The organism is Streptomyces sp. NPDC096152, from assembly GCF_044763235.1.
Classification (GTDB): domain Bacteria; phylum Actinomycetota; class Actinomycetes; order Streptomycetales; family Streptomycetaceae; genus Streptomyces.
This window is the reverse complement of the sequence record NZ_JBIWFW010000003.1, coordinates 515,909-542,516: the sequence shown is the minus strand read 5'-3', so window position 1 is coordinate 542,516 and position 26,608 is coordinate 515,909. Positions and strand designations below refer to the sequence as shown.

Genomic DNA, 26,608 nt, shown 5'->3' with positions numbered 1-26,608 from the left:
ATGTTCGGCGTCATCGATCTCCCCACCTACCTGGCGGGCCTCGTCCTCATCGTGCTGCTCCCCGGGCCCAACTCGCTCTACGTGCTGTCCGTCGCCGCCCGGCGCGGGATTCGTGCCGGCTACACGGCCGCGGCGGGCGTCTGGTGCGGGGACACCGTGCTGATGACGCTGTCGGCCGCCGGGGTCGCCTCGCTGCTCAAGGCGAACGCCGTGCTGTTCGGGATCGTGAAGTACGCGGGCGCCGGATATCTGACGTGGCTGGCGATCGGGATGCTGCGGGCCGCCTGGGGGATGTGGCGGACGCGGCGGGAGCAGGTCCTGCAGGACCTGGAGGAGGGGCCGGCCGCCACCCGCGGCCGGGCCGACGAGCGGCCCTACCGCCGTGCGTTCGTCGTCAGCCTGTTCAACCCCAAGGCGATCCTGTTCTTCGTCGCCTTCTTCGTGCAGTTCGTCGACCCGGGGTACGCCTACCCGGCCCTGTCCTTCGTCGTCCTCGGCACCTTCGCCCAGCTGGCGAGCTTCCTCTACCTCAGCGCCCTGATCTTCGGCGGCACCAGGCTGGCCGCCGCCTTCCGCCGCCGCAGGCGCCTGTCGGCGTGGACGACGTCGGCGGCGGGCGCGCTGTTCCTCGGCTTCGCCGTCAAGCTGTCCCTGGCCAGTGCGTAGGGGCTGATCGCGACGGCCTCGGGCCCGGCCCCGGTTTCGGCGGACCGGGCCCCGGCGGCCTCAGCGGGCCGCTGAGTTCCGGCCCGCGCGGGCGTCGCGCAGGGCGCGGGTGAGGATCGGGGGCAGCAGGTCGGCGGCCAGGCGGCGGGCCCGGCCGCGGGACGTCCGCCGGGCGGGACCGGTGGACGCGGCCGGGGCGGTCGGTGCGGCCGGCCGCCGTGCGGGGGCCGCGTTCGTCCGCGGTGCCGGGGACTGCCCCGCGTACCGGGAGGGCGGGAAGGGCGGGGCCTTCATGTCCTTGGACTTGAGGCGGATGATGCGGTGGCCTGCGGCCTGCTGGACGCTGAGGTGGCAGTCCCGCCGCTCGCGCGCCATGGCCAGCAGCTCCTCCTGGACCGGCTCGGGATCGTCCCAGGTGCCGTAGAGCTTCTGGGTGCTCAGGCAGATCGGCTTCAGGCCCCGGTTGAGCACCGCCTCCCAGGCGGCGATGGAGACACCGGGCGTGTGCTCCGAGCGGAAGTCGTCCAGGACGACGACTCCGCCGGGCTTCAGCGCCTCGCGGGCGGCGCCGATGTCGTCGTGGACGTGCTCGTACAGGTGGGAGCCGTCGATGTGGACGAACCGGCAGGAGCGGGGCTCGACCTCGGCCGGCACCAGGGAGCTGGGGCCCTGCAGGACGCGGGGCAGCTCGTCGTGGAAGGCGCGGTAGTTCTGCTCGAAGGCGCGCCGGGTCAGCGTGCCGTAGGACTTGGTCGACTCGGCCCGGTTGGCGTCGTCGGGCGCGTCGCCCTCGAAGAGGTCGCACACGGTGTAGCGCTCGTCCGCCCGCAGATGGCGGCCGAGGAAGATCGCGCTCTTGCCGAGGTAGACCCCGACCTCGAGCAGGTCGCCGTCGAGTCCCGCGGACTCCTGCCGGCTCAGGAGCCATTCGAAGAGGACCTGGTCGAGGACGGGGAACCAGCCGGATACGTCGTCGAGCCGGTGGGGCAGCCGGGCCGTGTCGGGTGCGGTGGTCATGAGGATGACGCTCCCTCGGGGACGGGGCGGGTGGCGGAGCGACCGGAGACACGCCCCAGGCGGTCGGGCCGTGGCCGGTCGCGGCAACTCCCCCGGCACCTGCCCGACCACGGATCCGCGAACCCGCCGCCAGATGAACTCCGGCCCAACTTCCGCTTCAGCGCGGGCTGTCGGCCGATGGCCGGCGGGCGACCAGGGCGCGCTTCAGCCGCGGCCCGAGGGGCCGCTCCACGAAGCGGTGGATCAGCCACGCCAGGCACAGCAGACCGGCCACCGAGAGCAGCAGTGTGAGATACGGGTGCAGTCCGAAACGCCGGTGCAGCACACGGATGACCACCCAGCCCAGATGCTCGTGCACCAGGTAGAAGGGGTACGTCAGCGCGCCCGCGACCGTCAGCCAGCGGCCCTTCACCCAGCGGGTCCAGCCCATCGCCACCGCCGCCACCGAGGCGAAGGCGAGCGCCACCACCAGCTGGACGACCCAGGGGCTGCGGACGAGGTCGCCCCGGGCGCCCGGGTGCCACAGCTCCACCGTCGCCCAGTGCTGGCCCAGCAGCCAGGAGATCGCCACGATCCCCCACAGCAGCAGGGAGCTTCCGAAGCGGTGGACGAGGTAGAGCGCGAGGCCGCCGACGAAGAACGGCGCGTACTCGGGCATCACCAGCTGGTCGAGCACCGGGTTGTGGGCGATCTGTGTGAGGGCGCAGGCCAGCGTCCACACCGCGCAGAACATCACCACCCTCCGGTAGGTGACGCCCCGCCACACCACGCACAGCGCGAAGAGGGCGTAGAAGCGCACCTCCGCCCACAGCGTCCAGCACACGCCGAGCACCCGCGGCACGCCCATCGGCTGCTGCAGCATCGTCAGATTGACCAGGAACTCGTCGAACCGGACCGGTCGCAGCACGACGGGCAGGACCAGGCTCGCCCCGCCGACCAGGAGCAGGGCCACCCAGTACGCCGGGTACAGCCGGGCGACCCGGGAGCGGAAGAAGTCGCCGAGGCTGCGGCCCCAGCTGCTCATGCAGATCACGAAGCCGCTGATGACGAAGAAGAACTGCACGCCCAGACAGCCGTAGACCGCGGCCTGGGACAGCGTCGGGAACATCCGGCCGGGGGACTGGTGCCAGGAGGCGGCGATCGTGCCGCCGCGTCCGGTGAAGTGGTACAGGCACACCATCAGGGCCGCGAGCAGCCGCAGGCCGTCCAGGGAACGCAGCCGGTTGTCGCCGCCGCGCGGCCCCGGCACGGAGGGGCCGGGCGCGGTCCGTACGGGTGTGGCCCCCGGGGGCGGCGTGGGCGCCGGGCGTGCCGGGGCCATGGTCTGGTCGGACACGTTCATCCCAGGGCTCTCTGGTCGGAGGGGGCGGACAGGGGGCCGGCGCCGCGACGCCCCCGCGCCCGGTGGCGGGACGGGGGCGTGGTGCGCGGCGCACGGCCGGGGCGGCCGGGCACACGGCCCGGGTCAGCTCCTGACACCCCGGCGCAGCGCCCGGGCCCGGCGGGCCACCCGCCGCACCGTCGCGTTGCGCGGGATGAAGGCGAGCTGTGCGGGGACGGCCCCGGGCAGGGCCAGCGAGGTGAGGCGGCGGCGCTTGAAGTAGCGCCAGGTGCGCGGGGACAGGTGCCGCGACAGGTACCGCTCCGCCTCCCCGCGCAGACCGTGGTAGATCTTCGGCTGCATCGCGTAGGAGACGGTCCGCACCAGCTCGGTCAGCGCCGCCACGTCCATGCCCCGCCGCTGCTCGGTGACGGCCGCGCGGTCGCCCAGGTCGGGCAGCAGCGCGTCGACGACCGCCACCGGCACCCGGTTGCTGTTCTCGTACGGCGCCAGGCGCTCCATCAGCGCCGCGGTGCCGGTGCGCGCGACCGGCAGGCCGTACAGCGCGGAGGCGGTGAGCAGGGCGGTGGAGAAGCAGCCCACGACCAGCGCGGGACGCATCCGCTGGTAGAGCACCTCGGCCAGGACGGGCGTGTCGAGCACCGTGAGGTCGGCGCCCAGCTTCTCCGCCTCCTGCTCCAGCGCCCGCGACCAGCGCGCCGGCGCCGACGGGTGCGGCTTGAACACGACCTCGGTGTGGCCCAGTTCGACCACGCCCCGGAGCATCCTCACGTGCAGCTGCTCCTCCTCCTCGGGGGTGAGGATCTCCAGCGCGGAGAGGTACTGCCCCAGCAGCAGCGCCGGTTCGCCCTCGATCCGGGGCAGCTCGCCGCCGGTGTCGACGAGCTCGGCCAGCACCTTCAGGAAGGCGTCCGTCGGCACGACCTCCGGTGCGACGCCGAACTCGGTGAGCAGCACGGGCGTCAGGCCCGGCACCAGGTCCAGGTGGAGCAGCCGGTCGATGCGCGTGCCGACCAGCGGGTCGATCTTGTTGCGGGTGGGGCCGTAGCTCATCAGGCCGTCGGCGTAGACGGTGACGGGCGCGCCGGTGAAGATCTGCGCGACGCCGAGCGCCGGATTGACCTGGATCGACTCCACGGCCAGCTCCACCGGGTCGTCGCCCAGGTTCCACAGCAGCCTGAGGTGCCGCTCCCACAGCGGGACGTCGTCGGCGCGCGGGGACCAGCCGCCCGGGTGGAAGGGGGAGATGGTCTCGTTCCACGACACCACGTCGTCGAACCGGTCCCGCAGCCGCTCGAAGCCCGGCATCTCGTCCGGGCCCGGGGTGGTCTCCGGCGTGGCCGCGTTGTTGCAGACCAGCAGGATGCGGCGGTCGGCGGGGCCGAAGCAGTCGGAGTCGAGGGCGGCGGCGAGCGTGGCGGTGCCGTACAGCGTCGACGCCAGGAAGATCTGCGTGCTCACGCGGCGACCCCCGTGCCGGTCGCGCGACGGCGTATCCTGCGCAGCCGGGTGGCGCGCAGGACGTCCATGGAGTCGAGCGCCTCCTCGAGGACGCCCTGGGGCATCCGCCGCAGGGCGGCCGCGCTGAGCGACTTCAGTTTCCGTGCCACGGGCGGCTCGAACCTTTCGATGGATCCCAGGTGGTGCGAAATGATCGCGCAGTAGGTGCGGACGGCCTTGGGCAGCAGTTTCTCCGCCTCCAGGTCCTTCGCCGTCTCCTCGATGACCTGGTCGAACGCCCGGATGAAATCGAGCTGCCGGACGTCGCCGATCTGCGTGAGCGAGGAGGCGACACCGCGCCGGTAGTGGACGCCGAGCAGACCGGCCACCGCGAAGGACTCCGCCTCCCGGTGCAGCTTCCAGATCCACGGCCGGTCCTCCGCGGTGCGCAGGCCGTCGGTGAAGTGCAGCAGGCCCCGGTCGACCAGCCGGCGGTGGTAGATGCCCGCCCAGGCGTAGGGGTAGTCGACCGAGGTGGAGCGGTCGGCGGGGAGTATCGCGTCCCGCGGGTTCATCACCACGCCACGCCGGCCGTGCGGCACACGGGTGATGCCGCGCGCCCGCGCGGTGCACTGCACATGGTCGGTGCGCACGAAGTCGCACCCCAGTTCCTCGATGAAGGACAGCAGCCGCGGGTAGTACCCGGGGGCGAGCCAGTCGTCGCCGTCCAGGAACGTCAGGTACTCGCCGCGGGCCCTGTCGATGCCGGTGTTGCGCGCGGTCGCCAGTCCTCCGTTCTTCTCGTGTCTGACCCACACCGCGCCCGGCAGCTCGCGCTCCGCGCGCGCGAGAATGTCCGGGGTCTCGTCGCGCGAGCAGTCGTCGACGAGAATGAATTCGAAGTCCTCACGCGCGTTCGCGCGCAGGCTCTTCAAGGTGTCGGGTGCGTATTGCTGCACGTTGTAGAACGGCACGATGACGGAGAGCTTGACCACGCAAGCGACGTTAAAGGCCGGGCCCTTCATCCGTCTTTACCTGCGGCTTGATGGTCGGTGAACGGCGCGTGGCGATGCCGTGAACCCGGCCTTTTCCCAGGTCGATCGGGCCCCGATTCGCCATTCGTCGATGCGCTGTTAACCGTTTGTTGAGATCGGGTTGGGCGGAACCTAGAAATGCCTTCCTACGGTCTTCGACGTGCCAGTAAGTGCAACGAAGGCCCTGCGAGTAGCCGTTCTCGCGGATTCCGACACCCGGTGGAAATGGGGCGCGCTCACCGCGAACCGCATCGCCGCCGATGATTCCCCCGAATCGGACATCCGGCTCGACGGCTATCTCCTGCGTGGCCGCGCCACCCCCACCGCCCGTCAGCTGACGGAGGTCGGTGTCCGCGCCGACTCGCTCCGTGAGGTGACGGCCGTCGAGTTCCTGCGCGCCATGGGCGGGGACGCCGCGGGCGAGGAGCCCTACGACGTCCTCGTGCTCGCCCTCGTCGGCGGCGGTGTGCAGGCGATGCTGCACGGGCTCGGGCAGGCCTGGAAGGGCCGCACCCGGCGGCCCGTCGTCGTCACCGGCTACGTCGGCGTCGTCTACGAGAAGCTCGCCGACGGCCTGCTGCTGCGGCACGGCGCCGACCTGGTGCTCGCCAACTCCCGCCAGGACGCGGAGCGTTTCCGGGCCGTGTACGACGGGGTGGGCGCCGACGCCTCGGCGGTCACCGAGGTGGCCCTGCCGTTCCTCGGCGGCGCCTCCTACACGGGTGAGCACGAGCCCTGCACCGTCGTGTTCGCCGCCCAGCCCTCCGTCCCGGAGAACCGCCGGGACCGTACGTACCTGCTCGACCGGCTGGTCCAGCACGCCCGCCGGCACCCCGAGCGGGAGGTGCTGCTCAAGCTGCGCTCCAGGCCGGGCGAGCACACCACGCACCTGGAGGAGCTGCCGTACCAGAGGCTGGCGCAGAAGACCGACCTGCCGCCCAACTTCCGCCTGGTGTACGGGCACATGGGCGATGTCCTCGACCGCACCGACCTGCTGGTGACCGTCAGCTCCACGGCCGCCCTCGAAGCGCTGCACCGCCGTATCCCCACGGTCGTCCTCACCGACCTGGGCGTGCGCGAGGAGCTCGGCAACCACCACTTCGTCGGCTCCGGCTGCCTCGCCTCCTGGGACCAGCTCGACGCCGGACACCGGCCGGCGGCCGACGAGGAGTGGGTGGCCCGGCAGGGCGTCGCCGCCGACGGCGGCTACGCCACCGCCTTCGACCAGGCCCGCGAGCGCATCGCCGAGCTGCTCGACCGGCCCGGCGGACTGCCGCCGCTGGCCCCCTACTACACACCCGCCACCGCCCCCGGCTACCTGCCCGGCATCCTCGCCCGCCATCACCTCGGCCCCGACGGCACCCCGCTGCCGGGCGCCCCGGCCGCCGACCGGGAGCCCGGACCGGTCCGGCAGATCGTCCGGCGCGCCGCCCGCGGCGCCTACCGCCACGGCGTCCAGCGCGTGGCGCCCGTGATCCGGCGGATGGGGGAGCTGTGAGCGACCGCGTCCCACGTCAAGGAGTGCAGCCCATGTCCAACGCCAACCCGGAGACGGGCCCCCGCGCATCGGTGCGCCGCGTGCTCGCGGTGATCCCCGCGCGGGGCGGCTCCAAGGGCGTGCCCGCCAAGAACCTCGCCCCGGTGGGCGGCGTACCGCTGGTGGCCCGCGCCGTGCGCGAGTGCCGCGCGGCCCGGCTGGTCACCGACGTCGTGGTGTCCACCGACGACCAGGCCATCGCCGCCGCCGCCCGCCAGGCCGGCGCCGAGGTGGTGCTGCGCCCGGCCGCCATCGCCGGCGACACCGCCACCTCGGAGGCCGCCGTCCTGCACGCCCTGGACGCCCACGAGGCGCTGCACGGCTCCCCGGTCGACGCGGTCCTGCTCGTCCAGTGCACCAGCCCCTTCCTCCTGCGCGAGGACGTCGACGGGGTGGCCGCGGCGGTCGTCGAGAACGGCGCCGACACCGCGGTGACCGTCGCGCCCTTCCACGGCTTCGTCTGGCGGGACGCGGCCGACGAGCCGGCGGTCGGCGGCACGCGCTCGGCGGCGGCCGTCGGCGGCGTGGTGACCGTCGCCAACTCCACGGAGACCGAGGGCGGTTACGGCGTCAACCACGACAAGTCCTTCCGCCCGCGACGCCAGGACCGCCCCCAGGACCTGCTGGAGACCGGCGCCGCCTACGCGATGGACGCGGCCGGTTTCCGCGAGCACCGGCACCGCTTCTTCGGCCGCACCGAACTGGTGCGCACCGACCCCGCCCGCGTGCTGGAGGTCGACGACCCGCACGACCTCGCGCGCGCCCGCGCCCTGGCCCCGCTCTTCGACGCGGACAGGCCGGGCGCCCTCCCCACCTACGACGACATCGACGCCGTAGTTCTCGACTTCGACGGCACCCAGACCGACGACCGGGTGCTGATCGACTCCGACGGACGCGAGTTCGTCTCCGTGCACCGCGGGGACGGGCTCGGCATCGCGGCCCTGCGGCGCAGCGGCCTGACGATGCTGATCCTGTCCACGGAGCAGAACCCTGTGGTCGCCGCCCGCGCCCGGAAGCTGAAGCTCCCGGTCCTGCACGGCATCGACCGCAAGGACCTCGCACTGAAGCAGTGGTGCGAGGAGCAGGGCATCGCGCCGGAGCGCGTGCTCTACGTCGGCAACGACGTCAATGACCTCCCGTGCTTCGCCCTCGTCGGCTGGCCCGTGGCGGTCGCGAGCGCCCACGACGTCGTGCGCGGCGCCGCACGCGCGGTCACCACCGTCCCCGGCGGTGACGGCGCGATCCGAGAGATCGCCAGCTGGATCCTCGGCCCCTCTCTCGACTCCCTCACCAAGTAAGGAAATCTCACGCCATGAGCACCAACTCCCGCATCCGCAGCTTCGGTTCGCGCGAGGCCGGCCCCGGCCGCCCCGTCTACGTCTGCGGCGAGATCGGCATCAACCACAACGGTGAGCTGGAGAACGCCTTCAAGCTCATCGACGTGGCCGCCGAGGCCGGCTGCGACGCCGTGAAGTTCCAGAAGCGCACCCCGGAGATCTGCACCCCGCGCGACCAGTGGGACATCGAGCGCGACACCCCCTGGGGCCGGATGACCTACATCGACTACCGCCACCGGGTGGAGTTCGGCGAGGACGAGTACCGCCAGATCGACGCCTACTGCAAGGAGAAGGACATCGCCTGGTTCGCCTCCCCGTGGGACACCGAGGCCGTCGCCTTCCTGGAGAAGTTCGACGTCCCCGCCCACAAGGTGGCCTCCGCCTCCCTCACGGACGACGAACTGCTGCGCGCCCTGCGCGCCACCAACCGCACGGTCATCCTCTCCACCGGCATGTCGACCCCGAAGCAGATCCGCCACGCGGTCGAGGTCCTCGGCAGCGACAACATCCTGCTCTGCCACGCCACCTCCACCTACCCGGCCAAGGCCGCCGAGCTGAACCTGCGCGTGATCAACACGCTGCAGCAGGAGTACCCGAACGTCCCGATCGGCTACTCCGGCCACGAGACCGGCCTGCAGACCACGCTCGCCGCCGTCGCCCTCGGCGCCACCTTCGTCGAGCGCCACATCACCCTGGACCGCGCGATGTGGGGTTCGGACCAGGCCGCCTCCGTGGAGCCGCAGGGCCTGCAGCGCCTGGTGCGCGACATCCGCACCATCGAGGCCTCGCTCGGCGACGGCGTGAAGAAGGTCTACGAGTCCGAGCTCGGCCCGATGAAGAAGCTCCGCCGTGTCCCCGGCGTCGTCGCCGAGGCGGAGATCGCCGCGGCGGCGGGCGAGCCGGTCGCGGTCTGAGACCGAGCACCCGCACCCCTGACGACGGGACGGTCGTACGTCGATGAGCCTCCGCGCCGGGTCCGCCGGCTCCACCCCCCACGGCTCCCGCACCCTCGCCTTCGTGGAGAGCCCGGTACAACTGCTCAACGTGCTGGAGTGGGCCCATGCCCGCTCCCTCGGTGGAGGCCGCGAGGCCTCCGGCACGGGGCCCGTACCGGCCCGGGCGAGGCGTGCCGCGAACCTCGGTGCCACCGGGGCCCGCGGCGCGGCCGGTGCGGCCGGCCCGTCGGCGGCCGGCGCGGATCTCACCCTCGTCGTCCTGTCCCCGACCGACCCCATGACCCGCGGCCAGCTGCGCCGTATGGTCGAACTGGCCCGCGACGAGGGCCACGAGGTCCGCTGGGAGGAGGCGCGGGGCGGGCCGGCGGCGCCGTTCCAGACCATCGGCGGCCTGACCCGGCTGCTGCGCGGGGCGGAGCGGATCGTGATGGGCGACCCGTTCTCCCGCTACGTGCAACTGCTGCTGACCATCACCCGGGCGCGGGACCTCGTGGTGGTCGACGACGGCACGGCGACGATGGAGTTCGTCGCCCAGCTCGCCCGCGGCGAGCGGCTGGTCCGCTGGCACCGCAAGGGCGGCCGCCCCGGCGCCCGCGACCTCCTTTTCGCGCCCGTCTCGGGCGCGGCCCGGCGCCGTCTGACGCCGAGCGCGAGCCGCCGGGTGGAGGTCTTCTCCTCGATGCCGATCGAGGAGACCCCGGACGGCGTGACCGTCACGGCGAACGACTTCGCCTGGACCCGGGCCCGCTTCGGGCCGCCCCGCATCACCGCGGGCGCCGACCTGGTGGGCACCTCGCTCGTCGAGACGGGCGTGGTGGACGGCGAGCGGTATCTGAACGCCGTCCGCACCCTGGCCCGGGCCCACGGCGCCACCCGCTACTTCGCCCACCGCCGCGAGAGCGCGGACAAGCTCCACCGGCTGGCGGCGGAGACCGGCCTGGAGATCGTCCGGCCCGATCTGCCGCTGGAGGTGATCGCCCGGCGTGGCCCGATCGGCCGTACGGTGCTCAGCTTTCCCTCCACCGTCGTGCACACCCTGCCCCTGGCGCTGGCCGGCACGGACGTGAAGGTCGCCGTCTGCGACATCGACCCGGCCTGGCTCACCGCCACGGCGTCCCCCCGCGCCCAGGGCTTCCTGTCGGGCGTGACGGGCACCGCCCGCGACGTGCACCGTCTGGCAGCGGTGGCGACGGCCTGAACCCGCCGCCCCCGCCCGACGCGCGCCGGGGGCCCGCCCCACCCCCCACGCCCGGTGCCCCACCGGCGGTGTCGCGGCGCCGTGCCGCGGACGGCGCGCGGATGACGGACGGATTCCCCTCGCGGTGTCCGGAAAGTGAACAGACCGGCGTGGTCCCCGTGCGGCGTGGTATGCGTGGAGAGAGACAGTGGACGGGTGCGGAGTGGGTTCGCCGCCGCTCCCGGGGATTTTGCGATCACTTGGCCGGAAAGGCGGGCGAGTTTACCCATCCCAGACGACCCCCATGCGTCGAGCGGTCGGATTTTCTTCCCCTAACGGGTTGAAGTTTTGTTGATCGAGGGTCAGCCGACCGCTCCGGCGTCCTACCCTTCAGAGGGTGAAGCAACTGATGTCCCTACAGTCCGAGGCCGATCTGCCGACCGATGCCGCCCTCCCCGGCGCGCTGCCCGAGGCGCTCCACGCCGAGCTCGTGGCCTTCCGCCGCGACCTGCACATGCACCCGGAGCTCGGCAACCAGGAGTTCCGTACCACCGCCGCGATCAAGGCACGGCTGGAGAAGGCGGGGCTCACGCCACGGGTGCTCACCGGCGGGACCGGGCTGGTCTGCGACATCGGGGTGGACACGTGGGACGGCGGGCCGGACATCCTCGCCCTGCGGGCCGACATCGACGCCCTGCCCATCCCGGACACCAAGAGCGAGTGCCCCTACCGCTCCACGGTGCCCGACCGCGCCCACGCCTGCGGGCACGACGTGCACACGACCGTCGTGCTGGGCGCCGGGCTGGTGCTCGCCGACCTGCACCGGCAGGGGCGGCTGCCCCGGCCCGTGCGGCTGATCTTCCAGCCCGCCGAGGAGGTGCTGCCCGGCGGCGCCGGCGAGGTGATCAAGTTCGGCGCGCTCAACGGGGTGGCGCGGATCCTCGCCGTGCACTGCGATCCCCGGGTGGACGCGGGCAAGGTCGGCCTGCGCCACGGGCCCATCACCTCCGCCTGCGACCGCCTGGAGGTCTCCCTCGACGGCCCCGGCGGGCACACCGCCCGGCCCCACCTCACCACGGACCTGGTCACCGCCACCGCCCGCGTCGTCACCGACGTGCCGGCGCTGGTCGGCCGGCGGGTCGACACCCGGGCCGGGCTCGCCGTGACCTGGGGACGGATCGAGTCCGGTCACGCCCCGAACGTCATCCCGCAGCACGCCGAGCTCGCCGGAACCGTGCGCTGCCTGGACATCGCCGCCTGGCGGCTGGCGCCCGACATCGTGGTCGCCGCCATCGACGAGGTCGCCAACCTGCACGGCGCCAAGTCGGAGATCACCTACGTCCGCGGGGTGCCGCCGGTGGTCAACGACCCGGGGGTGACCGAACTGCTGCGGGACGCCATGACGGCCCGGCGGGGCGCCGCCTCGGTGGAGGGCACCGAGCAGAGCCTCGGCGGCGAGGACTTCTCCTGGTACCTGGAGCACGTGCCCGGCGCCATGGCCCGCCTCGGGGTGCGCACCCCGGGCGAGCGGACCGTGCGCGATCTCCACCAGGGCGACTTCGACGCCGACGAGTCCGCGATCACCGTGGGCGTGGAGCTGTTCACGGCGGCCGCCCTGCTGCATCCGGCGCACTGAGGGATGCTGGTGGTGGGGTGCCCTTTCGGTGCCCCTTCGCCCGTCCGTGTCACCCGCCCGTAATCGGCGGCGCGTCCACGTAACCCGATGTCGGCACGGTTCGATAACGGCCGGGAGAAACCCCGTTCCCCTCGACTTCTACGCGCGTTACTGTGCGCCGAACTCGCCACCAGAGGCGGCACATGGGGAAGCGGGCCGGCGACGGTGCCGTGGGGATGAAGGGGTGCTTGCTGTGCGTCTGAACTCATCGAGGTCCAGGTTCTCCCGAGCCGCGGTGGCCGTAGCGGTCGTCGCGCTCGCCGCCGCCGGGTGCGGCAAGTCCAGCACGGAGTCGGCCGGCGGCTCCTCCGACTCCGGCAAGTACTCCGGCAAGGGCATCGGTCTGGCTTACGACATCGGCGGCAAGGGCGACCAGTCCTTCAACGACGCCGCCTTCGCCGGCTTCCAGAAGGCCGAGAAGGAGTTCAAGATCGGCGGCCGGGACGTGGAGCCGCAGGACGGCGAGACGGACCCCGACAAGGTGCAGCGTCTGGAGACGCTCGCCAAGGCGGGCTACAACCCGATCATCGGGGTCGGCTTCGTGTACGCGCCCGCCGTCAAGGAGGTCTCCGCCAAGTACCCGAAGGTGACCTTCGGCATCATCGACGACAACACCGTCCAGTCGAAGAACGTCGCCGACCTGGTCTTCCACGAGGAGCAGGCCTCGTACCTGGCGGGCGTCGCGGCGGCCAAGACCACCAAGAAGAACCACATCGGCTTCATCGGCGGCGTGGACATCCCGCTGATCCACAAGTTCGAGGCGGGCTTCATCCAGGGTGCCCAGTCGGTCAACCCGAAGGTCAAGATCGAGAAGCAGTACCTGACGCAGACGCCGCAGGAGGGCGGGTTCTCCAGCCCCGACAAGGGCAAGGACGCGGCCAACGGCCAGATCGAGGCGGGCGCCGACGTGATCTACCACGCGGCCGGCCTGTCCGGCCAGGGCGTCATCCAGTCCGCGGCCGAGCACAAGGTGTGGGCGATCGGCGTCGACTCCGACCAGTACCAGCAGAGTGCGCTGGCGAAGTACAAGGACTGGATCCTCGGCTCGGCGCTGAAGAACGTCGGTGGCGCGGTCTACGACCTGAGCAAGTCCGTGGTCGAGGGCAAGCCGCTGAGCGGCGAGGTGCGCGGCGACCTGAAGTCCGGCGGCGTCGGCTTCGCCGACTCCAACCCGAAGTACCAGGCGATGAAGGACGTCGTCGCCGCGGTGGACAAGGCCAAGCAGGACATCATCGACGGCAAGGTGACCGTCAAGACCCAGTGAGCGAGCGCCCGGCCACGGGTCCCGCGCCCTGCCGCGGGCCCGTCGGGCACCCCTTCCGCCGGTACGCCCCTTGCCTTCCGCAAGGGGCGTACTGCTGTCCGTGAAGACGGACCGTGTATGTGGCCACATCTCGATAACGGACCGGACAGAAGGGGTTTTCCGTCTGGTCTACGCGCGTTACGCTGCGGCGGAACCAGCGCCTGGTTTGGGCGCTTGCACAAAGGAGTCTCGTTCCATGCGCCGGGTGTCCCGTATCGCGGTTGCAGGCGTTGCAACCGCAGCTCTCGCCATCACCGTATCCGCCTGTGGCAGCTCGTCCACCTCGTCCGCCGGCGCCGGCGGCGGCGGCAAGTCCAAGGGCATAGGCCTCGCGTACGACATCGGCGGCAAGGGCGACCAGTCCTTCAACGACGCCGCGTACGCCGGCTTCCAGAAGGCCGAGAAGGACTTCGGCGTCGGCGGCCGCGACGTCGAGCCGCAGGACGGCGAGACGGACCCCGACAAGGTGCAGCGCCTGGAGACGCTCGCCAAGGCGGGCTACAACCCGGTCATCGGGGTCGGCTTCGTGTACGCGCCCGCCGTCAAGGAGGTGGCCGCGAAGTTCCCGAAGGTGACCTTCGGCATCATCGACGACAACACCGTCCAGTCGAAGAACGTCGCCGACATGGTCTTCCACGAGGAGGAGGCCTCCTACCTCGCCGGTGTCGCCGCCGCCAAGACCACCAAGAAGAACCACATCGGCTTCATCGGCGGCGTGGACATCCCGCTGATCCACAAGTTCGAGGCGGGCTTCATCCAGGGTGCCCAGTCGGTCAACCCGAAGATCAAGATCGAGAAGCAGTACCTGACGCAGACGCCGCAGGAGGGCGGGTTCTCCAGCCCCGACAAGGGCGAGAGCGCCGCGAACGGCCAGATCGACGCCGGAGCGGACGTCGTCTACCACGCCGCCGGCCTGTCCGGTCAGGGCGTCATCAAGGCCGCCGCCACCCGCAAGGTGTGGGCCATCGGCGTCGACTCCGACCAGTACACCCAGGCCGCGCTGGCGAAGTACAAGGACCACATCCTCACCTCGGCCATGAAGAACGTCTCGGGCGCGGTGTACGACCTCGCCAAGTCGGTCGTCAAGGACAAGAAGCCGCTGTCCGGCGAGATCCGCGGCTCCCTGGACAACGGCGGCGTGAGCCTCGCCGACTCCAACCCCGTCTTCAAGAACAACGCCGACCTGCAGGCCGCGCTGAAGAAGGCCGAGGAAGGCATCAAGAACGGCACCATCAAGGTCAAGACCTCCTGACCTGACGGTCTCGGACCTGTCGGGACCGGGCGGAGATCCGGTCGCGGGCATGGTCAAGAGGACGCTGTAGTGGCAGCGTTACGGCCACGGAACGGGGTGCGAGGAACATGACGGAACTCGCACCCCGTTCGCGCGGCAGAATGCTCGGAACGGATCGCAGGCAACTCAAGATCGATCAGGTCCGAGCACTATTCAAAGCAGGGGCGCTACGCGCGTAGAGTGGCCCCTTTCCCAAGGAGAGTGCGCCATCGACGCGTCCAGCAGCCCTCCGCTCACCGCACCGTCGACGATCGCGGTAGAGCTCGCGGGCATCACCAAGCGATTCCCCGGTGTCGTCGCCAACCACGACATCCACCTGACGGTCCGCAAGGGCACCGTGCACGCCCTGGTCGGTGAGAACGGCGCCGGCAAGTCGACCCTGATGAAGATCCTCTACGGCATGCAGAAGCCGGACGAGGGCACCATCGCGATCGACGGCGAGCAGGTGAGCTTCGGCAGCCCCGCCGACGCGATCGCCCGCGGCATCGGCATGGTCCACCAGCACTTCATGCTGGCCGACAACCTGACCGTGCTGGAGAACGTGGCGCTCGGCGGCGAGAAGCTGTACGGCATCGGCGCGGGCGCGCGCAGGAAGATCAAGGAGATCTCCGAACGGTACGGCCTCGGCGTCCGCCCGGACGTCCTCGTGGAGGACCTCGGCGTCGCCGACCGCCAGCGCGTGGAGATCCTCAAGGTCCTCTACCGCGGCGCCCGGACCCTGATCCTCGACGAGCCGACCGCCGTGCTCGTCCCGCAGGAGGTCGACGCGCTCTTCGACAACCTCCGCGAGCTGAAGTCCGAGGGCCTCTCCGTCATCTTCATCTCCCACAAGCTGGGCGAGGTCCTGTCGGTCGCCGACGAGATCACCGTCATCCGGCGTGGCACCACGGTGGGCACTGCCGTCCCCGCCGAGACCACCCCGCGCCAGCTCGCCGAGATGATGGTCGGCAGCGAGCTGCCCACCCCGGAGACGGCCGAGTCGACGGTCACGGACAAGCCGGTGATCGAGGTCCGCAACCTGACCGCCTACGCCACCGGCGGCGCCTCCCTCGGCGAGTTCGCCGAGCCCAGCGCCACCGGCCTGCTCACCGAGGCCACCGCCGAGAGCGGCGCGGAAGTGCGCCGCGTCCTCGACGACGTCACCTTCACCATCCACGCCGGCGAGGTCATGGGCATCGCCGGTGTCGAGGGCAACGGCCAGACCGAGCTGATCGACGCGCTGATCGGCCTGAAGAAGGCCGACTCCGGCTCCGTCTCCTTCCTCGGCGAGGACATCACCGCCTGGGCCACCCGCAGGCGCCGCGAGGAGGGCATCGGCTACATCCCCGAGGACCGCCACCGCCACGGCCTGCTCCTCGAGGCCCCGCTGTGGGAGAACCGCATACTCGGCCACGTCACCGAGCGCCCCAACGCCAAGGGCTTCTGGCTCGACCCCAAGGGAGCCCAGGAGGACACCCGGCGGATCGTCGAGCAGTACGACGTGCGCACCCCCGGCATCGACGTCACCGCCGCCTCCCTCTCCGGCGGCAACCAGCAGAAGCTGATCGTCGGCCGCGAGATGAGCCACAGCCCGAAGTTCCTCATCGCCGCCCACCCCACCCGCGGTGTGGACGTCGGCGCGCAGGCCGCGATCTGGGACCACATCCGCGAGGCCCGCCGCGAGGGCCTGGCCGTGCTGCTGATCTCCGCCGACCTGGACGAGCTGATCGGTCTGTCGGACACCCTGCGCGTGATCTACAACGGCAGGCTGGTCGCGGACGCCGACCCGGCCACCATCACCCCGGAGGAGCTGGGCTCCGCCATGACGGGTGCCGCGTCCGGTCACCTGGAACACGTAGAGACCCCCGAGGAAGCCGGTCCGGAGGACGAGGCCCGATGAAGAAGTTCGACAAGGAGCGGGTGCTCCTGGCGGTGGCCGGACCGGTCATCGCGCTCCTCCTGGCGATCGTGCTGACCTCGGTCGTGCTGCTCGCCTCCGGCAAGAGCCCGGTCGAGCCGTACACGCTGATGCTGGAGCAGTTGCCGTACTCCGACGTCCAGGTCCTGATCATCAACCAGGCGTCGCTGTACTACATCGCGGCGCTCGCGGTGGCCCTCGGCTTCCGGATGAACCTGTTCAACATCGGCGTCGACGGCCAGTACCGGCTCGCCGTCGTGATGACCGCCGTGGTCGGCGCGCACGTCGCCCTGCCGGCGCCGCTGCAGATCCCCCTGCTGCTGCTCGTCGCGATGTCCACCGGCGCCTTCTGGGCCGGCATCGCGGGCGTGCTGAAGGTGACCCGGGGCGTGAGCGAGGTCGTCGCCACGATCATGCTGAACGCCATCGCCACCAGCATCATCGGCTATGTGACCCTCGCCGACGTCTGGGGCGTGCAGGTCGGCAACAACATGACGACCGGCATCATGAAGAACTCCGGCTGGTTCCCCGGCATCGACCTGGGCTCGGACGTCGGCCAGATCTACGGCCTGGTCTTCCTCGCGGTCCTGCTCGGCGTCCTGTACTGGCTCGTCCTCAACCGCACCCGCTTCGGCTTCGATCTGCGCGCCTCCGGCGCCTCGGAGACCGCCGCCGCGGCCTCCGGCGTCGACTCCAGGCGGATGGTGCTCACCGCCATGCTGATCTCCGGCGCGGTCGCGGGCCTGTCCGGCCTGCCGCTGCTGCTCGGCGACACCCACACCTACAGCCTGAGCTTCCCGGCCGGCCTCGGCTTCACCGCCATCGGCATCGCCCTGCTCGGCCGCAACAACCCCGGCGGCATCGCGCTCGCCGCCCTGCTGTGGGCCTTCCTGGAGAAGGCGTCCCCCGCCCTCGACTACGCGACCCCGGTGGCGTACGAGAAGGAGATCGCCACGATCATGCAGGGTCTGATCGTCTTCGCGGTCGTCATCTCGTACGAGGCCGTACGCCAGTGGGGGCTGCGCCGTCAGCAGCGCCAGGTCGGCGCGGAGCTGGCCGCGGCCGCCGCCCAGAACACCAACAAGGAGGTGGCGGCCTGATGAGCACCGCGACCATCGCCAAGCCCCAGGCGAAGCAGCCCGGCAGGAGCGGCCGCCGTTTCTCGCTCCCGGTACTCCTGCTGATCATCGCGGGCGTACTGGTCCTGACGTCCGCCGTCCGCCTCGTCACCGGTGCCGACGGCATCACCTCGACCGGGCAGATGTCCACCGCGCTGCGGCTGGCCGTGCCGATCGGGCTCGCCGGTCTCGGCGGCCTGTGGTCCGAGCGTTCCGGCGTCGTCAACATCGGTCTCGAGGGCATGATGATCCTCGGCACCTGGTTCGGCGCGTGGGCCGGCTACCAGTGGGGCCCGTGGACCGGTGTGGTCTTCGGCATCATCGGCGGCGCCCTCGGCGCCGTCCTGCACGCCATCGCCACCGTGACCTTCAACGTCAACCACATCGTCTCCGGTGTGGCGATCAACATCCTGGCCCTCGGCCTCACCCGCTACCTGTCGAAGTTCACCTTCGAGAACGCCCCGCAGGGCTCCTCCAAGCAGTCGCCGCCGATCGACTCGCTCGGCAGCTTCGACATCCCGGGCCTGTCCGCCTGGCTGGACACCCTCAACCAGAAGCACTGGTTCCTGGTCTCCGACCTCGCGGGCCTGCTCGGCGGCCTGGTCACCGACCTGTCGCCGCTCACCGTCATCGCGGTCGCTCTGGTGCCGGCCAGCTGGTGGGTGCTGTGGCGCACCGCCTTCGGCCTGCGGCTGCGCTCCTGCGGCGAGAACCCGGTGGCCGCCGAGTCCCTCGGCGTGAACGTCTACAAGTACAAGTACATCGCCGTGATCATCTCCGGCGGCTTCGCGGGCCTGGGCGGCGCGTTCCTGTCGATCGTGGCCTCGAACGTCTACCTGGACGGCCAGACGGCCGGGCGCGGCTATATCGGTCTCGCCGCGATGATCTTCGGCAACTGGATGCCTGGCGGCCTCGCCCTCGGCGCGGGCCTGTTCGGCTACACCGACAGCCTCAACCTGCGCGGCGGCACGGTCAACGTCCACGCGCTGATCCTGCTGCTCGCCATCCTGCTGGTGTTCGGCACGGCGTACCTCGCCTGGAAGAAGAAGTACGTCCCCGCGCTGGTCACCGGCGTGATCGCGGTCCTGATGTACGTCTGGTACTCCTCCACCAACGAGGTCCCGCGCCAGCTCGTGACGGCGGCCCCGTACATCGTCACCCTGCTCGTGCTGTCGCTGTCCGCGCAGCGCCTGCGGATGCCGAAGGCGGACGGTCTGCCCTACCGGAAGGGACAGGGCAAGTGACCGCGGAAGCGGCCTTCGACTGGGCGGCCCTGCGCGAGGAGGCACGCGCGGCGATGTCCCGCGCGTACGCCCCCTACTCGGGCTACCCGGTCGGCGTCGCGGCCCTGGTCGACGACGGACGCGTCGTCACCGGCTGCAACGTCGAGAACGCCTCGTACGGGCTCGGTCTGTGCGCCGAGTGCGGGCTCGTGTCGCAGCTGCAGAACAGCGGGGGCGGCCGGCTGACCCACTTCACCTGCGTGGACGGCAACGGCGAGATCCTCGTGCCGTGCGGCCGCTGCCGCCAGCTGCTGTACGAGTTCGGCGGGCCGAACCTGCTGCTGGAGACCCCGGCGGGGGTCCTGCCGCTGTCGGAGATGCTGCCGCAGGCCTTCGGCCCGGACCATCTCACCAAGTAACTCCCGTGCGGCCCCTCTGAGTCGATCGTCCTGGCTCAGGGGGGCCGCGCACCTTCGCAACCCCGGAAGGAACGCCATGGCCATGGACGCCATCTCCGTCATCCGCACCAAGCGGGACCGCGGCGAGCTCAGCGACGAGCAGATCGACTGGGTCATCGACGCGTACACCCGCGGGGAGGTCGCCGACGAGCAGATGTCCGCGCTCGCGATGGCCATCCTGCTCAACGGCATGGACCGCCGGGAGATCGCCCGCTGGACCGCCGCGATGATCGCCTCCGGCGAGCGCATGGACTTCTCCTCCCTGTCCCGGCCGACGGCGGACAAGCACTCCACGGGCGGCGTCGGCGACAAGATCACGCTGCCCCTGGCCCCGCTGGTCGCGGCCTGCGGCGCGGCCGTCCCCCAGCTCTCCGGCCGGGGCCTCGGCCACACCGGCGGCACGCTGGACAAGCTGGAGTCGATCCCGGGCTGGCGGGCGCTGCTGTCGAACGAGGAGATGCTGTCCGTGCTGGACGGCGTCGGCGCGGTGATCTGTGCGGCCGGTGACGGCCTGGCCCCGGCGGACAAGAAGCTGTACGCGCTGCGCGACGTGACCGGCACGGTCGAGGCCATCCCGCTGATCGCCTCGTCCATCATGTCCAAGAAGATCGCGGAGGGCACCGGTTCGCTGGTCCTGGACGTGAAGGTGGGCACGGGCGCCTTCATGAAGACGCTCGAGGACGCGCGCGAACTGGCCTCCACGATGGTCGGCCTGGGCACGGACCACGGGGTGCGGACGGTCGCGCTCCTCACCGACATGTCCACCCCGCTCGGCCTGACCGCGGGCAACGCGCTGGAGGTCCGCGAGTCGGTCGAGGTCCTCGCGGGCGGCGGCCCGGCGGACGTGGTCGAGCTGACGCTCGCGCTGGCCCGCGAGATGCTCGACGCGGCCGGCCTGAAGGACGCCGACCCGGCCAAGGCCCTCGCCGACGGCTCCGCGATGGACGTCTGGCGGCGCATGATCGCGGCCCAGGGCGGCGACCCGGACGCTCCGCTGCCCACGTCGCGCGAACAGCACGTGATCACGGCCCCGGCGTCCGGTGTCCTGACCCGCCTGGACGCCTACGGCATCGGCGTCGCCGCCTGGCGCCTGGGCGCCGGACGTGCCCGCAAGGAGGACCCGGTGCAGGCGGGCGCGGGCGTCGAGATGCACGCCAGGCCCGGCGACCCGGTCACCGAGGGCCAGCCCCTGCTGACCCTCCACACGGACACCCCGGAGCGCTTCGCGTACGCGCTGGAGGCGGTGGCGGGCTCCTACGACATCGCCGCCCCCGGCACGGACTTCACCGCCTCCCCGGTGGTGCTGGAACGTATCGCCTGACCAGGCGTTTCTCCTTTCGGGCGAACGGGATCGGTGGACCTGCGCCGGTCCCGTTCGGCATGTTCGACGACTTCACGGCCCGTCACCCCAGCAGCGCCGCCACCAGCACCAGGACCGGCACCGACAGGATCGTCGACAGCAGGATCGACTCGCGGGCCAGGGACTCGCCGACGCGGTAGCGGCTCGCGTAGGTGAACAGGTTCTGGGCGGCGGGCAGGGACGAGGTGACCACCACGTCCAGGAGCGGGGCGCCGCGCAGGCCGAAGACTCCCGAGGCCAGCGCCCAGGCCGCCAGCGGCTGGCCCGCCGACTTCAGGGCGACGGAGAGCAGGACCAGGTGGCGGTCGTGTCCCCGGCCGGGGGCGGCGCTGCCGCGCAGGGAGATGCCGTAGGCCAGCAGGACCGCGGGGACGGACATGTTCCCGATCAGGGTCAGGGGGGCCATCACCGGGCCCGGCACCGTCCAGCCGGTCGCCGACACCAGCACCCCGGTCAGTGAGCCGACCGCGATCGGGTTGCGCAACGGCGTGAGCAGCCGCCGCCACAGCGGGCCCTTCTCGCCCCTGCCGGACAGGTCCAGGACCGTCAGCGCGAGGGGCGTGACCATGATCTGCTGGAACAGCAGTACCGGGGCCACCAGGGACGCGTCCCCCAGGACGTACACGGCGATCGGGATGCCGAGGTTGCCCGAGTTGACGTAACTGGAGCACAGGGCGCCGATCGTGGTGCGGCCCACGCCCCAGCCCCGTACCGCCCCCACGGCCACGAAGACGGCCGCGACGGCCGCCGTGCTCATCGCCGTGACCAGCAGCCGGCTGGAGAAGATCACCGACAGGTCGGCCCGGGCCAGCGTGGTGAACAGCAGGGCCGGGGAGGCCACGCTGAAGGCCAGCTTGGTGAGGACCTCACGGGCGTGCGGGCCCAGAGAACCGCGTCGCCCGATCACATAGCCGACACCGATGACGACGGCGATGACCGCGAACCCGCTCAGCACCCCCCGCACACGGCCCCCCTCACGGTCGGGAGGCCCGCGGAGATCCCGGTCGGAGCAGATACGTGGTCCATCCAGCAAACCCTCCGGGGCGGGAGGGCGGCAGGTCAATGTGATCCTCGCCGGCCCCGGCCGCGGCGGGCACCGATGAGTCGGGCCCGCCGCGGACGTCTACCGGTCGTGGACGCCACGACACCGCCCGTACTCGTGCTCGCCGGACCCGTCACCCGTACCGAGGTGGCGGGTCTGTGCGAGGAGGTGCGGGCGCTGCTGGCGGCGGGGGGAGCCGGGCTCGTCGTGTGCGACGTGGGTGGGCTCGGGCCGCCGGGGCTCGGCGTGGTCGACCTGCTGGCCCGGCTGGAGGTCGCCGCCCGGCGGGCCGGGGGCCGGATCCGGCTGCGCGACCCCGACCCCGCGCTACCCGCCCTGCTCGACCTGGTCGGACTCCGCTTCGAGCTGGAGGGGCAGCCCGAACAGCGGGAACCAGCGCTGGGTGTCGAGGAAGCAGTGGAACCCGGTGATCCGGCCCTCTGACACCTCCAGCACCTGCACGGCCCACGCGCTGAAGCCGCCCTTGTCCGGGTCCGGCTTGTAGTGGGCGAAGCCGGGCAGCCCGTTGGCCCGCACGGGCAGCAGACGGGAGCCCGCGCAGGAGGCGCCGAGCGTCGTCATGAAGCCGGTGATGTCCGCCGGGCCGGTCAGCCACAGGTCGAACGGCGGCATCGTCATGACGGCGTCCTCGTGCAGCAGCGCCGTCAGCGCCGTCATGTCGTACCCCTCGAACGCCTTCACATAGCGCTCCAGCAGTTTCTGCTGCTCCTCGTCGAGCGGGTCCGAGACGGCCGCGCCGGCGCCCCGGTCGTCCCGCTCGGCGAGCGCGGCACGCGCCCGCTGCAGGGCGCTGTTGACCGACGCGACCGTGGTGCCGAGCAGCTCGGCCACCTCGCTCGCCCGCCAGGCCAGCACCTCGCGCAGGATCAGCACGGCCCGCTGCTTGGGCGGGAGCTGCTGCAGGGCGGCCATGAAGGCGAGCCGCACCGACTCCTTGGCGACGGCCGCCTCCGCCGGGTCCTCCACCGCGGGCAGGACGCGGGCGTCCGGCATCGGCTCCAGCCAGGTGCTGTCCGGGCGGGGGGCGAGAGCGGCCCGGGCCAGCGGCGTCGACTCCGTCAGGTCCATGGGCCGGGCCCGCTTGCCGCCCGCCGTCAGCATGTCCAGGCAGACGTTGGTCGCGATGCGGTAGAGCCAGGAGCGGAGGCTGGAGCGCCCCTCGAACCGGTCGTGGCTCCGCCAGGCGCGGACCAGGGTGTCCTGGACCGCGTCCTCGGCCTCGAAGGACGAGCCGAGCATCCGGTAGCAGTACCCGGTCAGCTCGACCCGGTACTTCTCCAGCTGCGCGTCGAGGTCCGTCGTCGCCGTGCCGTCGCTCATCGTCCACCCGCCCCTGTGGCCGTCCCGGCCGGTGCGCGTCGTCGCGCCCCGGCACTTCGGAAGCTACCGCAGGCCACTGACAACGGCTCCCCGAGCGCACAGCCGACCACTTCGGTCCGTTCGCCGCACGGACATGAGCGGTTCGCTCAGTGGGCCGGGACCGCCTCCCGCCCGGCGGCCACCCGCGCCGCCCGGGAGCCGAGCGCCGTGATCGCCACCACGCCCACCACCGCCAGCAGGCCGACGCCGACCGTGCCGAACCAGCCCCGCGCGTGGAAGGCCAGGGCGCCGAGGGTGCTGCCGGCGCTGGAGCCGACGTAGTACGCGGACTGGTAGAGGGCGGAGGCCTGGGCGCGGCCGTGGGTCGCCGTCCGGCTGACCGCCGAGGAGGCGACGGCGTGGCCCGCGAAGAAGCCCGCCGTGATCAGCACCAGGCCGGGCAGGACCAGGGCGATCGAGCCGAGCAGGGACAGCAGCAGACCCGCCGCCGTGGTGGCGGCCGCGAGGTAGAGGGCGCCCCTGCGGCCCAGCCGCCCCACCAGCCGGCCCGCCGTCGAGGCGGACACCGTGCCGACCAGGTACACCAGGAAGATCGAGCCGACGATGCCCTGCGGGAGCGAGAAGGGCGCCTCGGTCAGGCGGTAGCCGATCACCGTGTAGACACCGCCGAACACCGTCATGAACAGCGCCCCGATCGCGTACAGGCGGCGCAGCAGCGGGTCGGCGAGGTGGTCGCGGACCGTGCGGGCCAGCACCCGCGGGCGCAGCGAGCCCGGGGCGAAGTGCCGCGGCGCCGGCAGCAGGAGCCGGAAGGCCACCGCGCAGGCCACCGCGATCACGCCGATCGTCCCGACGGCGGCCCGCCAGCCCCACTCCTGGGCGACCCAGCCGGTGACGACCCGGCCGCTCATGCCGCCCACGCTGTTGCCCGCGACGAACAGGCCGATCGCGGTGACCAGCGCCTTGGGCCGGACCTCCTCCGCCAGGTACGCCTGCGCCGAGGCGGGCAGACCGGCCAGCGCCGCGCCCTGCAGAGCCCGCAGCACCACCAGCGCGCCGAGCGAGGGGGCGAAGGGCACCATCAGCCCGATCGTCACCGCGACCGCCAGCGAGGCGGTCATCACCGCGCGCCGGCCGAACCGCTCCGACAGCGCGCTCATCGGCAGGACGAACAGCGCCAGCCCGCCCGTCGCGGCCGCCACGGTCCAGCTCGCCTCGCTCGCCGCCACCGCGAACTCGCCGGAGATCAGCGGCAGCAGGGCCTGGGTGGAGTACAGCAGCGCGAAGGTCGCCACGCCCGCGAGGAAGAGGGCGAGGCTCATCCGGCGGTAACCGGGACCGCCGGGGGTCATACGGGAGTCGGCGGGGGAGGGGAGGGAGGCGGTGGAAGCGGTGGAGCCGGCGGGTACGGCGGGTGCGGCGCCCACGACGGTGGAAGCCCCGGTATCGGCGCAAGACATGTCCTCGACGGTAGGGAGGGCCCGCTCATCCGTCCAATGCATGGAATCGCCATAATCGTTCCCATGGTGCATCAGCAGAGGTCACGAGCTCGCCTGTCACCGTCCGGTGACACAGAAGACATCGAAAAGAGCGGCGAGGAGGTCGCGCTGCTGCTCGCGCCCCGGCTCGCCCACTTCGCCGGGGTCGCCCGGACCGAGCACGTCACCCGTGCCGCGCAGGAGATGCAGGTCCCGCAGTCCACGCTCTCCCGGGCCATGGTCCGGCTGGAGGAGGACCTCGGCGTCGACCTCTTCGCCCGCCGGGGCCGGACGATCTCCCTCACCCCCGCCGGACGCACCTTCCTCGGCCACGTCGAACGCGCCCTCGCCGAGATCGAGCGGGCCGCCGAGGAGGTGCGCGCCGACGCGGACCCGGCCACCGGCAAGGTCGCCTTCGGCTTCCTGCACACCATGGGCGCCGAGACCGTGCCCGGTCTGCTCCAGGCCTTCCGCGCCGACCATCCCCGGGTCCGTTTCAGCCTCGTCCAGAACTACGGCGAGGCCATGTTGGAGGGGCTGCGCGCGGGGGAACTGGACCTGTGCCTGACCTCTCCCGTGCCGGACGCGCCGGACCTCGCCGCCCGCCGCCTGGACGAGCAGAAGCTGCGCCTGGTCGTCCCGGCCGGCCACCGCCTCGCCGCCCGCCGCCGCGTCCGCCTGGCCGAGGCCGCCGACGAGACCTTCGTGACCCTGGAGCCCGGCTACGGTCTGCGCCGCATCACCGACGACCTGTGCCGCGAGGCGGGTTTCACCCCGCGCGTCGCCTTCGAGGGGGAGGAGGCGGAGACGCTGCGCGGTCTGGTCGCGGCGGGGCTCGGGGTCGCCCTCCTGCCGCCCCCGGCCGTCCCGAGGCCGGGTGTGGCCGAACTGACCGTCACGGCCCCGCGCGCGGTACGCGAGATCGGCGTGGCCTGGCGGGAGGGCCACCCGGACACGCCCCCGGTGGCCGCGTTCAAGAGGTTCCTGCTGTCCCGCCGCGGCAGCCTGCTGCCCGACTGAGCCGCCACCCGGGAGCGGGCCCGCCGCCCTACCGGTGCAGGGTCTTCCCGAACCCCGCGGCCAGCGGCATCCGCAGCCCCAGCGGCGGCGGTGCCGCCAGCGCGTCCTGCACCGGCCGCGAGACCGCCCGCCCGAACAGCGACCCCATGACGAAGTCCGCGGCGAGGGAGAGGACTTCGTCCCGGTACTGGTGCAACCCGTGACCGTCGGCGTGGACTTCGAACCGGCACACGTCCCGGTTCGCCTTCTTCGCCCGCGCCGCGAAGCGGAAGGACAGCTCGGGGTCGGTGCGCCCGTCGTTGGTGCCGTGCACGATCAGCACCCGGCGCCCGGCGAGCTGCTTCACCGGTTCGGGCGAGGCGGCCACGTCGTCCTCGGGCAGCCACGGGGCGATCGCCACCACGGAGTTGACGGCCTCGTGCCCGCCCGCGTGCAGCGCCGCCCGGCCGCCCATGTCGACACCGGCCAGGCAGACGGGGACGTCGCCGTAGCGCCGTACGACCTCGTCGGCGGCCCAGGCGGCGTCGCGGGCGAGATGGGCCTCGCTGCCGTTCCAGCCGCGGTAGCGGTAGTGCACCACGTGGGTGGCCAGGCCCTCCGCCCGCCCCGCGCGGGCCAGCCGGCGCCCCAGGGCCCGTACGGAGGCCGCCGCCAGCACCGGCGCGGGCCTGCGGCCGGACACCGCCTGGCCGCCGGGGAGCAGCAGCACCACTCCGCTCACCGTCGCCGGCTCCGCGCCGAGCGTCCTCCCCAGCCGGGCCGTGCGAACCGGCGTCGCTTCCTGTGCCATGACAGAACATTCTCAGAAGCGCCGGTGTACGCCACCCTTCCGTGCGGTCACCGTTACGTATCGACGGATGTGTACACGGAACGATCTACGCGCGTAGGAGTTAGAG

The 26,608-nt window shown here is 72.1% G+C and carries 23 protein-coding genes; 15 read left to right on the top strand and 8 right to left on the bottom strand.

Annotation, left to right across the window (positions count from 1 at the left end):
• Window positions 1–666: a leucine efflux protein LeuE gene (gene leuE, locus ACIQ9G_RS12680; protein ID WP_403608476.1), complete on the top strand. Its 666-nt coding sequence runs from the start codon at window positions 1–3 to the stop codon at window positions 664–666.
• A gap of 60 nt (window positions 667–726) precedes the next feature.
• Here the strand turns inward: leuE and ACIQ9G_RS12675 are convergent, their stop codons facing one another.
• The 4 genes from ACIQ9G_RS12675 to ACIQ9G_RS12660 form a co-directional block, all read right to left on the bottom strand.
• A complete protein-coding gene (locus ACIQ9G_RS12675; RefSeq protein ID WP_403608475.1) occupies window positions 727–1,683 on the bottom strand; it encodes a class I SAM-dependent methyltransferase in 957 nt (318 codons plus the stop codon).
• A gap of 157 nt (window positions 1,684–1,840) precedes the next feature.
• On the bottom strand, window positions 1,841–3,025 hold the full coding sequence (locus tag ACIQ9G_RS12670) for an acyltransferase family protein (protein WP_403608474.1): 1,185 nt from the start codon (window positions 3,023–3,025) through the stop codon (window positions 1,841–1,843).
• A 123-nt stretch (window positions 3,026–3,148) separates the two neighbouring features.
• On the bottom strand, window positions 3,149–4,486 hold the full coding sequence (locus tag ACIQ9G_RS12665; protein WP_403608473.1) for an alpha-2,8-polysialyltransferase family protein: 1,338 nt from the start codon (window positions 4,484–4,486) through the stop codon (window positions 3,149–3,151).
• Complete coding sequence (locus ACIQ9G_RS12660) at window positions 4,483–5,460, bottom strand: glycosyltransferase family 2 protein (RefSeq protein ID WP_403608472.1); 978 nt, start codon at window positions 5,458–5,460, stop codon at window positions 4,483–4,485. The genes ACIQ9G_RS12665 and ACIQ9G_RS12660 overlap by 4 nt, the downstream gene beginning before the upstream one ends.
• A 199-nt stretch (window positions 5,461–5,659) precedes the next feature.
• Between ACIQ9G_RS12660 and ACIQ9G_RS12655 the strand changes: the two genes are divergently transcribed.
• The 12 genes from ACIQ9G_RS12655 (at window position 5,660) to ACIQ9G_RS12600 (ending at window position 20,792) form a co-directional block, all read left to right on the top strand.
• Window positions 5,660–6,997, top strand: coding sequence for a DUF6716 putative glycosyltransferase (locus ACIQ9G_RS12655; protein ID WP_403608471.1), 1,338 nt, complete (start codon window positions 5,660–5,662; stop codon window positions 6,995–6,997).
• A 32-nt stretch (window positions 6,998–7,029) separates the two neighbouring features.
• A complete protein-coding gene (locus ACIQ9G_RS12650; protein WP_403608470.1) occupies window positions 7,030–8,334 on the top strand; it encodes a cytidylyltransferase domain-containing protein in 1,305 nt (434 codons plus the stop codon).
• 14 nt (window positions 8,335–8,348) lie between these two features.
• Window positions 8,349–9,287: an N-acetylneuraminate synthase family protein gene (locus ACIQ9G_RS12645; protein WP_403608469.1), complete on the top strand. Its 939-nt coding sequence runs from the start codon at window positions 8,349–8,351 to the stop codon at window positions 9,285–9,287.
• Window positions 9,288–9,330: 43 nt separating this feature from the next.
• Window positions 9,331–10,527 (top strand): hypothetical protein, encoded by a 1,197-nt coding sequence (locus ACIQ9G_RS12640; protein WP_403608468.1) that lies wholly within the window; start codon window positions 9,331–9,333, stop codon window positions 10,525–10,527.
• Window positions 10,528–10,915: 388 nt separating this feature from the next.
• Complete coding sequence (locus ACIQ9G_RS12635; RefSeq protein ID WP_403608467.1) at window positions 10,916–12,142, top strand: amidohydrolase; 1,227 nt, start codon at window positions 10,916–10,918, stop codon at window positions 12,140–12,142.
• Between the two features lie 274 nt (window positions 12,143–12,416).
• On the top strand, window positions 12,417–13,445 hold the full coding sequence (locus tag ACIQ9G_RS12630) for a BMP family protein (RefSeq protein ID WP_403608466.1): 1,029 nt from the start codon (window positions 12,417–12,419) through the stop codon (window positions 13,443–13,445).
• 235 nt (window positions 13,446–13,680) lie between these two features.
• Entirely contained in the window at window positions 13,681–14,736 is a 1,056-nt protein-coding gene (locus tag ACIQ9G_RS12625) for a BMP family protein (RefSeq protein WP_403608465.1), read from the top strand.
• A gap of 247 nt (window positions 14,737–14,983) precedes the next feature.
• Window positions 14,984–16,654, top strand: a complete 1,671-nt coding sequence (locus ACIQ9G_RS12620) for an ABC transporter ATP-binding protein (protein ID WP_403608814.1) — start codon at window positions 14,984–14,986, stop codon at window positions 16,652–16,654.
• Window positions 16,651–17,772: an ABC transporter permease gene (locus ACIQ9G_RS12615; RefSeq protein ID WP_403608464.1), complete on the top strand. Its 1,122-nt coding sequence runs from the start codon at window positions 16,651–16,653 to the stop codon at window positions 17,770–17,772. Before ACIQ9G_RS12620 ends, ACIQ9G_RS12615 begins: the two co-directional genes overlap by 4 nt.
• A complete protein-coding gene (locus ACIQ9G_RS12610; RefSeq protein ID WP_403608463.1) occupies window positions 17,772–19,034 on the top strand; it encodes an ABC transporter permease in 1,263 nt (420 codons plus the stop codon). Before ACIQ9G_RS12615 ends, ACIQ9G_RS12610 begins: the two co-directional genes overlap by 1 nt.
• Window positions 19,031–19,432: a cytidine deaminase gene (locus ACIQ9G_RS12605; RefSeq protein ID WP_403608462.1), complete on the top strand. Its 402-nt coding sequence runs from the start codon at window positions 19,031–19,033 to the stop codon at window positions 19,430–19,432. The genes ACIQ9G_RS12610 and ACIQ9G_RS12605 overlap by 4 nt, the downstream gene beginning before the upstream one ends.
• A 76-nt stretch (window positions 19,433–19,508) precedes the next feature.
• On the top strand, window positions 19,509–20,792 hold the full coding sequence (locus ACIQ9G_RS12600) for a thymidine phosphorylase (RefSeq protein WP_403608461.1): 1,284 nt from the start codon (window positions 19,509–19,511) through the stop codon (window positions 20,790–20,792).
• An 82-nt stretch (window positions 20,793–20,874) separates the two neighbouring features.
• On the opposite strand, the gene ACIQ9G_RS12595 is transcribed toward ACIQ9G_RS12600, so the two are convergent.
• Entirely contained in the window at window positions 20,875–21,795 is a 921-nt protein-coding gene (locus ACIQ9G_RS12595; protein WP_403608460.1) for an AEC family transporter, read from the bottom strand.
• A 135-nt stretch (window positions 21,796–21,930) separates the two neighbouring features.
• On the opposite strand from ACIQ9G_RS12595, the gene ACIQ9G_RS12590 reads away from it, so the two are divergent.
• Window positions 21,931–22,317, top strand: a complete 387-nt coding sequence (locus ACIQ9G_RS12590; RefSeq protein ID WP_403608459.1) for an STAS domain-containing protein — start codon at window positions 21,931–21,933, stop codon at window positions 22,315–22,317.
• Here the strand turns inward: ACIQ9G_RS12590 and ACIQ9G_RS12585 are convergent.
• Entirely contained in the window at window positions 22,201–23,214 is a 1,014-nt protein-coding gene (locus ACIQ9G_RS12585; RefSeq protein ID WP_403608458.1) for a sigma-70 family RNA polymerase sigma factor, read from the bottom strand. The two genes, ACIQ9G_RS12590 and ACIQ9G_RS12585, sit on opposite strands and share 117 nt — an antisense overlap.
• A gap of 146 nt (window positions 23,215–23,360) precedes the next feature.
• Complete coding sequence (locus ACIQ9G_RS12580) at window positions 23,361–24,674, bottom strand: MFS transporter (RefSeq protein ID WP_403608457.1); 1,314 nt, start codon at window positions 24,672–24,674, stop codon at window positions 23,361–23,363.
• Between the two features lie 63 nt (window positions 24,675–24,737).
• Between ACIQ9G_RS12580 and ACIQ9G_RS12575 the strand changes: the two genes are divergently transcribed.
• Window positions 24,738–25,712: a LysR substrate-binding domain-containing protein gene (locus tag ACIQ9G_RS12575; protein WP_403608456.1), complete on the top strand. Its 975-nt coding sequence runs from the start codon at window positions 24,738–24,740 to the stop codon at window positions 25,710–25,712.
• Window positions 25,713–25,740: 28 nt separating this feature from the next.
• Here the strand turns inward: ACIQ9G_RS12575 and ACIQ9G_RS12570 are convergent, their stop codons facing one another.
• Window positions 25,741–26,502 (bottom strand): alpha/beta hydrolase, encoded by a 762-nt coding sequence (locus tag ACIQ9G_RS12570; protein ID WP_403608455.1) that lies wholly within the window; start codon window positions 26,500–26,502, stop codon window positions 25,741–25,743.
• Window positions 26,503–26,608 lie beyond the last annotated feature (106 nt).

Excerpts from the sequence above, each read along its gene's own strand:
- leuE (WP_403608476.1), top strand. The coding sequence starts at position 1 with ATGTTCGGCGTCATCGATCTCCCCACCTACCTGGCGGGCCTCGTCCTC.
- ACIQ9G_RS12675 (WP_403608475.1), bottom strand. The coding sequence starts at position 1,683 with ATGACCACCGCACCCGACACGGCCCGGCTGCCCCACCGGCTCGACGAC.
- ACIQ9G_RS12670 (WP_403608474.1), bottom strand. The coding sequence starts at position 3,025 with ATGAACGTGTCCGACCAGACCATGGCCCCGGCACGCCCGGCGCCCACG.
- ACIQ9G_RS12650 (WP_403608470.1), top strand. The coding sequence starts at position 7,030 with ATGTCCAACGCCAACCCGGAGACGGGCCCCCGCGCATCGGTGCGCCGC.
- ACIQ9G_RS12645 (WP_403608469.1), top strand. The coding sequence starts at position 8,349 with ATGAGCACCAACTCCCGCATCCGCAGCTTCGGTTCGCGCGAGGCCGGC.
- ACIQ9G_RS12640 (WP_403608468.1), top strand. The coding sequence starts at position 9,331 with ATGAGCCTCCGCGCCGGGTCCGCCGGCTCCACCCCCCACGGCTCCCGC.
- ACIQ9G_RS12635 (WP_403608467.1), top strand. The coding sequence starts at position 10,916 with ATGTCCCTACAGTCCGAGGCCGATCTGCCGACCGATGCCGCCCTCCCC.
- ACIQ9G_RS12625 (WP_403608465.1), top strand. The coding sequence starts at position 13,681 with ATGCGCCGGGTGTCCCGTATCGCGGTTGCAGGCGTTGCAACCGCAGCT.
- ACIQ9G_RS12615 (WP_403608464.1), top strand. The coding sequence starts at position 16,651 with ATGAAGAAGTTCGACAAGGAGCGGGTGCTCCTGGCGGTGGCCGGACCG.
- ACIQ9G_RS12610 (WP_403608463.1), top strand. The coding sequence starts at position 17,772 with ATGAGCACCGCGACCATCGCCAAGCCCCAGGCGAAGCAGCCCGGCAGG.
- ACIQ9G_RS12600 (WP_403608461.1), top strand. The coding sequence starts at position 19,509 with ATGGCCATGGACGCCATCTCCGTCATCCGCACCAAGCGGGACCGCGGC.
- ACIQ9G_RS12590 (WP_403608459.1), top strand. The coding sequence starts at position 21,931 with ATGAGTCGGGCCCGCCGCGGACGTCTACCGGTCGTGGACGCCACGACA.
- ACIQ9G_RS12585 (WP_403608458.1), bottom strand. The coding sequence starts at position 23,214 with ATGAGCGACGGCACGGCGACGACGGACCTCGACGCGCAGCTGGAGAAG.
- ACIQ9G_RS12580 (WP_403608457.1), bottom strand. The coding sequence starts at position 24,674 with ATGTCTTGCGCCGATACCGGGGCTTCCACCGTCGTGGGCGCCGCACCC.
- ACIQ9G_RS12575 (WP_403608456.1), top strand. The coding sequence starts at position 24,738 with ATGGTGCATCAGCAGAGGTCACGAGCTCGCCTGTCACCGTCCGGTGAC.
- ACIQ9G_RS12570 (WP_403608455.1), bottom strand. The coding sequence starts at position 26,502 with ATGGCACAGGAAGCGACGCCGGTTCGCACGGCCCGGCTGGGGAGGACG.